The 11,579-nt window shown below is 68.8% G+C and carries 10 protein-coding genes; 8 read left to right on the plus strand and 2 right to left on the minus strand.

Going from position 1 to position 11,579, the window contains the following annotated elements; translation table 11 throughout:
* The first annotated feature begins 219 nt into the window (after positions 1 to 219).
* The 3 genes from AC1DO7_RS12365 to AC1DO7_RS12375 are packed head-to-tail and all read left to right on the plus strand — an operon-like array spanning position 220 to position 2,842.
* On the plus strand, positions 220 to 1,677 hold the full coding sequence (locus AC1DO7_RS12365; RefSeq protein WP_441619215.1) for a cytochrome ubiquinol oxidase subunit I: 1,458 nt from the start codon (positions 220 to 222) through the stop codon (positions 1,675 to 1,677).
* 2 nt (positions 1,678 to 1,679) lie between these two features.
* A complete protein-coding gene (cydB, locus tag AC1DO7_RS12370) occupies positions 1,680 to 2,687 on the plus strand; it encodes a cytochrome d ubiquinol oxidase subunit II (protein ID WP_441619213.1) in 1,008 nt (335 codons plus the stop codon).
* Positions 2,687 to 2,842, plus strand: a complete 156-nt coding sequence (locus tag AC1DO7_RS12375; protein ID WP_441619211.1) for a DUF2474 domain-containing protein — start codon at positions 2,687 to 2,689, stop codon at positions 2,840 to 2,842. Before cydB ends, AC1DO7_RS12375 begins: the two co-directional genes overlap by 1 nt.
* Before the next feature lie 130 nt (positions 2,843 to 2,972).
* Here AC1DO7_RS12375 and AC1DO7_RS12380 read toward each other — a convergent pair whose 3' ends face one another.
* Together AC1DO7_RS12380 and AC1DO7_RS12385 are read right to left on the minus strand one after the other, a co-directional pair.
* Positions 2,973 to 3,758 carry a pyridoxal-phosphate dependent enzyme gene (locus tag AC1DO7_RS12380; protein WP_477116186.1) on the minus strand — a complete coding sequence of 262 codons (786 nt, stop codon included), beginning with the start codon at positions 3,756 to 3,758 and terminating at the stop codon, positions 2,973 to 2,975.
* Between the two features lie 107 nt (positions 3,759 to 3,865).
* Complete coding sequence (locus AC1DO7_RS12385; RefSeq protein WP_441619207.1) at positions 3,866 to 4,630, minus strand: SDR family NAD(P)-dependent oxidoreductase; 765 nt, start codon at positions 4,628 to 4,630, stop codon at positions 3,866 to 3,868.
* Positions 4,631 to 4,768: 138 nt separating this feature from the next.
* On the opposite strand from AC1DO7_RS12385, the gene AC1DO7_RS12390 reads away from it, so the two are divergent.
* The 5 genes from AC1DO7_RS12390 (at position 4,769) to AC1DO7_RS12410 (ending at position 11,524) form a co-directional block, all read left to right on the plus strand.
* Complete coding sequence (locus tag AC1DO7_RS12390) at positions 4,769 to 5,365, plus strand: TetR/AcrR family transcriptional regulator (RefSeq protein WP_441619205.1); 597 nt, start codon at positions 4,769 to 4,771, stop codon at positions 5,363 to 5,365.
* A 74-nt stretch (positions 5,366 to 5,439) separates the two neighbouring features.
* Positions 5,440 to 6,759, plus strand: a complete 1,320-nt coding sequence (locus tag AC1DO7_RS12395; RefSeq protein WP_477116187.1) for an MFS transporter — start codon at positions 5,440 to 5,442, stop codon at positions 6,757 to 6,759.
* 317 nt (positions 6,760 to 7,076) lie between these two features.
* On the plus strand, positions 7,077 to 9,107 hold the full coding sequence (locus AC1DO7_RS12400; RefSeq protein ID WP_441619201.1) for a hypothetical protein: 2,031 nt from the start codon (positions 7,077 to 7,079) through the stop codon (positions 9,105 to 9,107).
* A gap of 24 nt (positions 9,108 to 9,131) precedes the next feature.
* Positions 9,132 to 9,311: a hypothetical protein gene (locus AC1DO7_RS12405; RefSeq protein ID WP_441619284.1), complete on the plus strand. Its 180-nt coding sequence runs from the start codon at positions 9,132 to 9,134 to the stop codon at positions 9,309 to 9,311.
* 80 nt (positions 9,312 to 9,391) lie between these two features.
* Positions 9,392 to 11,524 (plus strand): phosphocholine-specific phospholipase C, encoded by a 2,133-nt coding sequence (locus AC1DO7_RS12410; protein WP_477116188.1) that lies wholly within the window; start codon positions 9,392 to 9,394, stop codon positions 11,522 to 11,524.
* Positions 11,525 to 11,579 lie beyond the last annotated feature (55 nt).

Here is an 11,579-nt window from a genome sequence, read left to right on the forward strand (position 1 = left end):
GCTTTCGCACATGGACATCCCCGCTTCAGGCCTGCCCGCCCGGGCAGGCTCCCCGCTCGCTTCCGCCCTGCCGTACCAGGGGCCATCTCCCGGCGCTGGCCGCCGCCACGCACAAGCGTCCTTCAACGCGCTCCCGGCGTGGTCTACGCTATCCCTACGCGTTACCGGGTGCGATGGACCAGCCACCCCGGGCAACCACCGCATCACGGAGACCACGCCATGTTCGGCCTGAGCGCGCTCGACCTCGCCCGCATCCAGTTCGGGTTCACCATCTCGTTCCACATCATCTTTCCCGCCATCACCATCGGCATGGCGAGCTACCTGGCGGTGCTGGAGGGCTGCTGGCTGCGCACGAAGGATCCGGTGTATCGCGACCTCTATCACTTCTGGTCCAAGATCTTCGCGGTCAATTTCGGCATGGGCGTGGTGTCCGGCCTGGTGATGGCGTACCAGTTCGGCACCAACTGGAGCTTCTTCTCGGACTTCGCCGGCAGCGTGACCGGCCCGCTGCTCACCTACGAGGTGCTGACCGCGTTCTTCCTCGAAGCCGGCTTCCTCGGCGTGATGCTGTTCGGCTGGAAGAAGGTCGGCCCCGGCCTGCACTTCTTCGCCACCCTGATGGTGGCGCTCGGCACGCTGATCTCGGCGACCTGGATCCTGGCCTCGAACAGCTGGATGCAGACGCCGCAGGGCTACGAGATCATCGACGGCCGCGTGGTGCCGGTGGACTGGCTGCGCGTGATCTTCAACCCGTCCTTCCCCTACCGGCTGGCGCATATGAGCGTGGCGGCATTCCTCGCCACGGCGCTGTTCGTCGGCGCCTCCGCGGCCTGGCACCTGCTGCGCGGCCGCGATAACCCGGCGATACGCAAGATGATGTCGATGGCGATGTGGATGCTGCTGGTGGTGGCACCCGTGCAGGCCGTGATCGGCGACATGCACGGCATCAACACGCTGGCGCATCAGCCTGCCAAGATCGCCGCGCTGGAAGGCCACTGGGAGAACCGTGGCGACGAACCGCTGCCGTTGATCGTGTTCGGCTGGCCCGACATGGCGCGCGAGGAGACCCGCTTCGCGGTGGAGGTCCCGCGCCTGGGCAGCCTGATCCTGACGCACAGCCTGGACGGCCAGATCGCCGGCCTGAAGGAATTCCCGCCGCAGGACCGGCCCAATGCCACCATTTTGTTCTGGAGCTTCCGCGTGATGGTGGGGCTGGGCATGCTGATGATCCTGCTCGGGCTGTGGAGCCTGCTGCTGCGCCGTGGCGAAGCTCTCTACCGCGCGCGCGCCTTCCTGCGCATGGCGCTGTGGATGGGACCGGCCGGGCTGGTGGCCCTCCTGGCAGGCTGGTTCACCACCGAGATCGGGCGCCAGCCCTGGGTGGTCTACGGCGTGATGCGCACCGCCGATGCCGTCTCGCCGCACGGCGCGCCGGAGCTGGCGCTGACGCTGGCCTTGTTCGTCGTGGCCTACTTCTTCGTGTTCGGCGTGGGCATCGCCTACATGATGCGGCTGGTGCGCAAGGGGCCGGTCATGCATGAAGGCGACGACGACGCCGAAGAGAGTCCCCACCCGGCGCGTACGTCGGCCCACACGCCGGCCCGCCCGCTGTCCGCCGTCGACGACCCCGGGGACGTGCCCGGCACGGCCGCCGCATCCACGCATTCCCGGAGCTGACCATGGGCATCGACCTCTCCCTGATCTGGGCCGTCATCATTTTCTTCGGGGTGATGATGTACGTGGTGATGGATGGCTTCGACCTCGGCATCGGCATGCTCTATGCCTTCGTGCCGGACCGCCATGACCGCGATGTGATGATGAATACAGTGGCGCCCGTGTGGGACGGCAACGAGACCTGGCTGGTGCTGGGTGGCGCGGGCCTGCTGGCCGCCTTCCCGCTGGCCTACTCGGTGGTGCTCAGCGCGCTCTACCTGCCGCTGGTCCTGATGCTGCTGGGCCTGATCTTCCGCGGCGTGGCGTTCGAGTTCCGCTTCAAGGCCAACGACCGCGAGCGCCATGTCTGGGACAAGGCGTTCATCTGCGGCTCGCTGGCCGCGGCCTTTTTCCAGGGCGTTGCGCTGGGGGCCTATATCGACGGCATCCGCGTCAGCGGCCGCGCCTTCGCCGGCGGCCCGCTGGACTGGCTGCATCCCTTTCCGCTGTTCTGCGGGCTTGGCGTGGCGGTGGCCTACACGGTGCTGGGCAGCACCTGGCTGATCATGAAGACCGAGGGCGAACTGCACCAGCGCATGCTGCACCTCACCGGCAGACTGGCCTGGGCCTTGCTGGGCGTGATCGCCATCATCAGCATCTGGACCCCGCTTGCCCATGCGCGCATCGCCCAGCGCTGGTTCAGCCTGCCCAACCTGATCTGGTTCGCGCCGGTACCGCTGCTGGTGTTGCTGTGCATGTACCGGCTGGTGCGGTCGCTGGCCGCGGATGCCCACCTCGCGCCCTTCATGTACACGCTGGCCCTGGTCTTCCTGGGCTACAGCGGGCTGGCCATCAGCGTGTGGCCGAATATCGTGCCGCCCGGCATCACGATCTGGGATGCCGCCGCGCCGCCGCAGAGCCAGGGCTTTACGCTGGTGGGGGCGTTGTTCATCATTCCTTTCATCCTGATGTACACGGTGTGGGCGTACTACGTGTTCCGTGGCAAGGTCAAGCACGGAGAGGGGTATCACTGATGGCGGCGCGACGGCGCGGGCACCCGCGGGCGCCGCGCGGCTGGCTGGCGCGGATCGGCTGGATGCTGGCGATCTGGGGGATCAGCGTGGCGGGGCTGGGACTGGTGGCCCTGGCGATCCGCGCGCTGATGCGGCTGGCGGGGATGCACGGATGAGTGCGCCCCGCGCGGCGCGGCGACGCGTCGGCCGAGCGTTCGCTATTGCCGCCGCGGGCGATGCCATGGCAATGGTTGTCCGCGCCTGCCGCGATCCGGCCGGCTGCGGCCGCCAGCGGCGGCGCTTGCGCTAGAAGATGCTCCGGTAGGCAAACAGCGACGCAACGCCGAGCGCCGGATCGAGCAGCGCCAGGGTCTGCCTTGCCTTGGCAAGCGTGTCCTCGCGCGCCTTCTCGAGCGGTGCCAGCACCGAGTAGCCGGCAACGCGCGCTGCCGGACGGCCGCAGGCGATCTCCCCCGCTATCAGCCCGGCCTGCATGCCGCCGCTGCCGTTGGCCACCAGGATGCGATCGAAGGACAGGCCGCGCGTACTGGCTTCGTCGTCGATTTCCACGGCGCATGCCGCGTAGCCCAGGCAGCCGGTCGGGCTGGAGCCGCCCAGCGGGCAGACGTAGACGCGACGCCCTTGCGCGCGCAGCGCCTCGGCGCGCTGGTTGGCATACCCCAGCGCGTCGGAGCCCGCCGGCAGGTCATGCACGCGCGCCCCGAACAGGTCGTCGAGCAGCACGTTCCCGCTATTCACGTAGTCGGCGTCCTCACGCGGGACCAGGCGTGCAAGGATCAGCTCGCATGCCAGCCCCGCCTTTGCCGCGGCCGCGGCGGTCAGCCGTGCGTGGTTCGATTGCCTTCCGCCCACCGTGATGATGGTATCGGCACCGTCCGCCAGTGCCTCCCCGACCAGGTATTCGAGCTTCCTGAGCTTGTTTCCGCCTCCGCCCAGGCCGCCGATATCGTCCCGCTTGACGAAAATATCGGCGCCGCCAAGGTACTGGCTCAGCCGTGGCAGATGCTGGATCGGCGCCACGCCTTCGCGCAGGGTGTAGCGAGGGAAACGGGATAGGTCGATTGCCGTCATGTCTTGCGTCTTGCCCGAAAGAAAGACACCGAGAATAGCGCCAATCCCGACGGCACGCTCGCGCCGGCCTGCGCGACGACGGCGGTGCTCAGCGCACGCGAAAGCGCTTACGCCGACAGGCCGCCATCCACGCCGATGCTCTGCCCGTGGATGAAGCGCCCGGCCGGCGAGGCCAGCAGCACTGCCAGCCCGGCCACATCCCTGGCCTCGCCGATGCGGCGCATGGGAATGCCGGCCGCCAGCCGCGCTTCCTGCTCCGGATTTCCCCACAGCGCCTCGCGCGAGAACTCGGTGCGCACCGGGCCCGGATTGATGGCATTCACATTGATGCCATGCGGGCCAAGTTCCTGCGCCAGGCTGCGCACGGCCTGGTCGGTCGCCCCCTTGGTGATGCTGTAGAGACCCAGCATGGCCGAGCCGCGCTTGGCCGCGATGCTCGACATGAACGTGATGGAGCCGTCGCCGCGCGCGATCATCTGCGGCGCCAGGGCGTTGACCAGCACCAGGTTGCCGCGCACATTGCCGGCCATGGCCTGGTCGAACAGGTCCGGTCCCTGCGTCAGAAGCGAACCCACCTCCGCGCTGGCCGCCGCGTTCAGCACCAGCACATCGACGCGGCCGAAGGCGGCCAGTGCCTGCTCGGCGAAGGCGCGCACGCTGCCGACATCGGCGATGTCGCAAGCGATTCCCCTGGCCTTGAAGCCTTCGGCTTCGAGCGTGGCGGCGACTGCCGCCGCGCCAGCCTGGTCGCGGCCCGACACCACCAGGGCGGCGCCGGAGGCACCGAGCGCGCGGGCCATTTCGAGGCCCATGCCTTTGGTGGAGCCGGTGATGACGGCCACGCGGCCAGTGAGATCGAACAGATTCTGCATGAAATGCCTCCTTGAGGGCGGAAGGATGCTGCGAGCCAGGGCGGCCAGCAGCTTTTTAAATGATGAGCAACATTTATTGAATAAATTATGGGTGTCATATAAAATCCGGTCAAGAAAAAACTTGCCAGGAGAGCGGACATGGCGCGCGCATCACGAGAACAGGCAGAAAAGAACCGCGAAGCGATCGAGGCAGCATCTACAAGGCTGTTCCGCGAGCGCGGACTGAACGGCGTCAGCGTGGCCGAGCTGATGGCCGGGGCCGGCCTGACCCATGGCGGCTTCTATGGACACTTCTCGTCCAAGGACGCGCTGGCGGAGCTGGCGTGCAAGCGCGGCTTCGAAGAATCGGCGCGGCGCTGGGCGGGCCGCATCGGCCGCGGYGGCGACGACAAGCGCGCCATGCGCGCCAACCTGGTTGAACCCTATCTGACGCAGGATCACTGCGCGCACCCCGGCGAGGGCTGCTCTGCGGTAGCGCTGGCCAGCGACGTGGCGCGCGAACCCGCGGACAAGCCGGTGCGGCAGGCCTATATCGACGGCCTCAAGGTCATGGTCGAAGACTGGATGAAGACGGTGGCGCACGATGACCCGGCCGAGCGCCGCAAGCTGGCGCTGGCGCAACTGTCCACGCTGGTGGGCGCGATGACGCTGGCGCGGGCGACGGCCGGCGACGCATTGTCCGACGACATCCTCGCCGCCGCGCACGACATGCTGCTGGGCCCACTCGCACCGTAAGGACAAGCAACGCCCACCCCTCGCTCACAAAACCGAACCGAAACCGAAACCGAAACCCTGCTCCTGGATACTTCATGTTTGCTCAAGCGCTTTCCAGCCGGCTCGACCGGCGCGGCATCCACTACGCCTGGYTGATCGCCGCCATCACCTTCTGCGTGATGCTGACCACMTCSGCCGCSCTCGGCYTGCCSGGCGCCTTCCTCAARCCGCTSACCMGCGAGATGGGYTGGRATACSGACCAGATCTCGTCGATCCTAGCCTTCCGCTTTGCGCTGTTCGGCCTGATGGCGCCGTTCTCGGCCATCCTGATGGAACGCTTCGGGGTGCGCAACGTGGTGTGGGCCGCGCTGGGGCTGATCGCCGGCGGCATGGCGCTGGCCACGGTGGCCACCGAGCTGTGGCAACTCTTTGTCGCCTGGGGCCTGATGCTGGGCGTCGGCTCCGGACTGACCGCGCTGGTGCTGGCGGCGGTGGTGGCGAGCCGCTGGTTCAGCGCGCGGCGCGGGCTGGTGATCGGCGTCCTGACCGCGAGTTCCGCCACCGGGCAACTGGCGTTCCTGCCGGTGGCGGCCTGGCTGATCGAGCATATGGGCTGGCGCACCGCCGTGCTGCCCGTGCTGCTGGCCTGCGCGGTGCTGGCCGTGCTGGTGTTCTGCTTCATGCGCAACCGCCCGGCGGACGTAGGCCTGGCGGCCTTCGGCGAAGTGCCGCAGAAGGTGCCGGCCACGGCGGCCCAGCCGCCGGCGGCTCCCGCGCCGCTGACGCTGCGCGGCCCGTTCGTGGTGCTGCGCGATGCGGCCCGCAGCCAGACCTTCTGGGTCCTCGCCGGCACCTTCTTCATCTGCGGCCTCAGCACCAACGGCCTGATCCAGACGCACTTCATCTCGCTGTGCGCGGACTTCGGCATGAGCGCGGTGCCCGCCGCCGGCGCGCTGGCCATGATGGGCGCCTTCGATTTCGTCGGCACCATCCTGTCGGGCTGGCTGTCGGACCGCTATGACTGCCGCAAGCTGCTCTTCTGGTACTACGGCCTGCGCGGGCTGTCGCTGTTCTGGCTGCCGCACTCCACCTTCACGCTGTACGGCCTGTCGATCTTCGCCATGTTCTACGGCCTGGACTGGATCGCCACGGTGCCGCCCACGGTCAAGCTGGCAGGCTCGGCGTTCGGCAAGGAGCGCGCGCCGATGGTGTTCGGCTGGATCTTCGCCGCCCACCAGGTCGGTGCCGCCACGGCCGCCTTCGGCGCCGGCCTCACGCGCACCCTGCTGCTGACCTATACGCCGGCCCTGTACGCCGCCGGCGCGGCCTGCCTGGTGGCCGCGCTGATGGCGCTGGCGGCCGGACGCAAGACCGCCCGTGCCGGCGGCAAGCCCGCGCAGGCAGCCAACGCCTGATCGCCCGCAGCGCCCGCCGCTCGCGCGGGCGCTGTCCTGTCCCTCTCCTGCCCCACCGCACCGGCCTCACCCGCCTCACCCGCCTCACCCATCCCCCCGCATTTTCCGCTCCGCAGCCACGCCGCCCGGCCCTGGCTGCGCTTCGCGCATGCCTGTTCCATCAGGAATGCGAATAGGCGCATCAGCATTCTTTGCCCGCCTGTCACCCGGCTGACAACCCCTTTTCTTACTCTGCCAACGCGTCACGGGCAGCGTGATTGGCAGCGCCGCCGTTGCGGCGCGCGGCTAGCGAGACAACAGAAAAGAGGGAAGCAGACATGGCATGGAAACAGCAGGCACGCGTGGCGTGCAGCCTGGCCCTGGCGGGCGCGGTAGCAGCATGCGGCGGCGGCAGCGATGCGCCGGCGACCGTTGCCCCGGACCAGGGCAATGCCGGCAACGGCAACGCGGGCGCCACCAGCAAGAAGATCCTGCTGGTCGGCGTGGACGGCGCCACCTACAGCCAGCTGCAGAGCGCGATGATCCAGCGCGGCATGCCCAACCTGGCCACGCTGGCGATCACGCCTTCGTCCACCGGCGGCAGGCTCGGCACCACCACCGAGCAGGCACCGCTGGACGGCCCGGGCTGGGCCACCGTGCTGACCGGCACCTGGCAGGACCGCCACGGCGTGAACGACGACGTGGCGACCCTCGGCGGCCTGAAGGCCCCGACCCTGTTCCAGTACCTGCGCACCGCCAACGCCAGCAGCGCCGGGGCCGCCAGGCAGCGCCTGGGCGTGGCCAGCAGTTCGGCAACCCTGCCGGCACTGCTCAAGGCCGACGCGGCCACCGGCAATATCGATTCGCTACGCGACTGCGCCTACGACGACGGCTGCGTCACGCAGGAAGGCCTGAAGCTGGTGCAGTCGGGCTACGACGTGGTCCTTGCCCAATACGCCGCCCCCGACCTGGCCGCCGCGACGCAAGGCTTCCAGGGCGGCGGCTACGCGAGCGCGCTGGCCGCCTTCGACCAGGCGCTCGGCAAGCTGCTGGCCGCCGTGCAGGCGCGCCGCCAGGCCAACGCCGGCGAAGACTGGCTGGTGGCCGTGACCACCAGCCACGGCCTCGACGCCACCGGCGCCACCACCACGCTGCCCACCGTGGAAAACCGCACCGCCTTCATCGCGCTGAACAAGCCGTTCAACGCAGCGCTGGCCAGCAACCTGCCCGCCGCACCGGCCACCGCCGCCGCGCTCTCGGCGCTGCCGGGCGAGACGGACCTGCTGCCCACGCTGCTGGCCCATGGCGGCGTGGCCATCCCCGCCGCGTCGTACAAGCTCGACGGCTCCGCGCTGACCGGCAGCGCCGGCGCGCGCGCACTGAAATCCACCGTCGGCACCTTCAGCGATTCGCTGGTGCTGTCCTGGCAGAATCCTGCCGCCGCCACCGGCGACATGACGCTGCTGCGCGACGGCGTGCAGATCGCCACCCTGCCCGCCGGCACCACCAGCTACGAGGACAAGACCCTCAACGCGCCAGCCAGCGGTGTCTACCGCTACAACTACACGCTGGTGCGCAATGGTGTGCCCGCCTCCCTGCTGGCGCAGATCAACTACGTCAAGCCGGTCGTGCTGGCCGACACGCTGCGCAACAACCTCGCCGCGTACTACAGCTTCGAGACGCTGCCCGCGGTCGACGCAAAGGGCACCACCACCATCGGCCCGTGGGTGGCCGGCACCGACGGCGGCTCGCCCGGCACCGACAACTTCGGCACCAGGTCGCTGAAGGTCAACTCCAACGTCGACGCCTACGTGCTGAACCAGAGCGGCGCCGATATCGCGCTGTCCCCGCAGTTCACCATCGGCTTCTGGTTCAAGTCCGACTGCACCCAGGGCAACGGCACCGGCGAGCCGATCCTGTCGAACAAGAACTACGTCTCTGGGTCGAACGCCGGCATCGCCATCGGCCTGTTCGGCAGCTGCGAGGTGCGCTTCAACATCGGCAGCGGCGGCAAGCGCGACGACATCCAGGGCATGAAGTTCAGCGCCAGCCAGTGGGCCTACCTGGCCCTGTCGGTCAACGCCACGGCCAAGACCTTCAGCGCCTACATCATCGACCCGGTGATGGGGGTGCAGAAGAAAGAAAACCAGGCCATCGTCAACACCGACGTGACCAGGCTCGGCGGCCTCAACACCAGGCAGTGGGGCATCAATGACGACGCCACCCACGCCTACGTGCCCAACAACGCCGGCTCGCTCAAGGGCGTGATGGAGTTCAACGACCTCGCCATGTGGACGCGCCAGCTCAGCCTGGCCGAGCTGCAGACCATCACCGGCTCGCGCCAGCCCCTGTCCACGCTCAACCCCTGATTCCCCACGAGAGCAAACGTGACCATGAAGCCTTCGATCTCGATTCACGCACTGCCCGCATGGCTGGCGGCGCTGGCGCTGTGCGCCGTGCTGAGCGCCTGCGGCGGCGACGCCGGCGACAACAACGCAGCCCAGCCTCCCGCCAAGCCGGCCGAGCCCGGCGCACAACCGGCGGTGACGCCGCAACTGCGCTGCGCGCCCTGATGGATGGGCAGGCCCGGCACCGCGCCGGGCAACGTCCGCACCAACCGACCAGCCGAACAGCCTAGCCAGAACCAATCAAGATGAGCCTTCACAGCAGACGCAACTTCCTCAAGATGGCCGGTGGCGCCTCCGCCGCCGCGGCGCTGGCCGCCTTCCCGCCGTCGATCCGCCGCGCCCTGGCGATTCCGGCCAACAACGCCACCGGCAGCATCCGCGATGTGGAGCACGTGGTGATCCTGATGCAGGAAAACCGCTCCTTCGACAATTACTTCGGCACGCTCAGGGGCGTGCGCGGCTTCGGCGACCGTTTCCCGATCCCGCTGGCCGGCGGCCTCAACGTCTGGCAGCAGACCTTTACCAACCGCATCGTGCAGCCGTATCACCTGGACAGCGCCACGGGCAACGCCCAGCGCGTGAGCGGCACTCCGCACAGCTACCCCGACGCGCAGAACGCCTGGGACCTGGGCCGCATGAACAAGTGGCCCACCTACAAGCAGACCCAGTCGATGGGCTACTACACCGAGGCCGAGCTGGACTTCCAGTTTGCCCTGGCGAACGCCTTCACGCTGTGCGACGCGTATCACTGCGGATTCCACGGCGGCACCAACACCAACCGCCTGTTCCACTGGACCGGGACCAACGACCCCACCGGCGCCAACGGCGGGCCGGTGATCGACAACAGCGGCGACTCCATGGGCGCCTCCACCGGCGGCTACCGCTGGACCACCTATCCGGAACGCCTGCAGGCCGCCGGCGTGAGCTGGAAGGTCTACCAGAACATGCCGGACAACTTCACCGACAATCCGCTGGCCGGCTTCGTGCAGTACCGCAAGGCCAACGAAGCGCGTGGCAATGCTTCCAGCGGCAGTCCCTACCCGGCCTATACCGTCGCCGACGAAGCCATCAACCCGCTCATCAAGGGCATCGGCAACACCATGCCGGACAACGGCTTCCTGCAGGCGCTCAAGGACGACATCGCCGCCGGCGGCCTGCCGCAGGTCTCGTGGATCGTGGCCCCGGCCAACTACTCCGAGCACCCCGGGCCTTCGAGCCCCGTGCAGGGCGCCTGGTACACGCAGGAAGTGCTCAACGCGCTCACCGCCAATCCGGACATCTGGAGCAAGACCGTCCTGCTGATCAACTTCGACGAGAACGACGGCTTCTTCGACCACGTGCCGCCGCCATGCGCGCCGGCCTACGACGCCAGCGGCGTGCTGGCCGGCAAGTCCACCGTTTCCACCGACGGCGAGTACCACACCGACAAGCATCCCTACGGCCCCGGCCCGCGCGTGCCGATGTACGTGGTGTCGCCCTGGAGCCGCGGCGGCTGGGTCAACTCGCAGGTGTTCGACCACACCTCGGTGCTGCGCTTCATGGAGGCGCGCTTCGGCGTCGCCGAAACCAATATCAGCGCCTACCGCCGCGCCATCTGTGGCGACCTGAGCTCCGCCTTCAACTTCGTCAGCCCCAACAGCGCGGCCCTGCCGGGCATGCCCAGCCGCACCAAGACCGCCGCCGATGCCGTGCGCACCGCACAGGAGGCCAAGGCGCAGGTGCCGCTGCCCACCGAGAGCGCGCAGGCCGCTGCGCCCGCCACCCAGCAAGCCGGCSAGCGCCCGTCCCGCGCGCTGCCGTACGAGCTGCACGTGAGCGGGCGCGAGGATCCGGGCTCGCGCGTCATGTGGCTGCTGTTCAGCAACACCGGCAACGCCGCCGCCGTGTTCCATGTGTACGACCGCCTGCACCTGGACCGCGTGCCCCGCCGCTACGTGGTGGAGCCCAGCAAGGAACTGCACGATAGCTGGGACGCCTACGCCGCCGACAATGGCAAGTACGATCTGTGGGTGCTCGGCCCGAACGGCTTCCACCGCAGCTTCCAGGGCGACGTCAGCGCCGTGGCGGCGGCCGGCGGCACCGCGCCGGAAATCCGCGTGTGCTACGACGTCGCCAATGCCGCGGTCTACCTGACCATGATCAATACCGGCCCCGCGCCCTGCACCTTCACCGTCACACCCAAGGCCTACCGCACCGACGGGCCCTGGAGCTTCGACATCCCCGCCGGCAAGCAGCTCGACCAGCACTGGCCGCTGGGCCTGCAGGACAACTGGTACGACTTCGCCGTCACGGTGCCGCAGGGCGGTTTCCAGCGCCGCTTCGCCGGGCGCGTGGAAACCGGCGCGGACGGCAAGTCCGATCCCGCCCTGGGCAAGTAGGCGCGGGGAGTGGCCCCGGGCCTGGCCGCCCGGCCCCGCGTGCAGCGCCGCCGCC

It is taken from the genome of Cupriavidus sp. 05N40 (assembly GCF_056397305.1).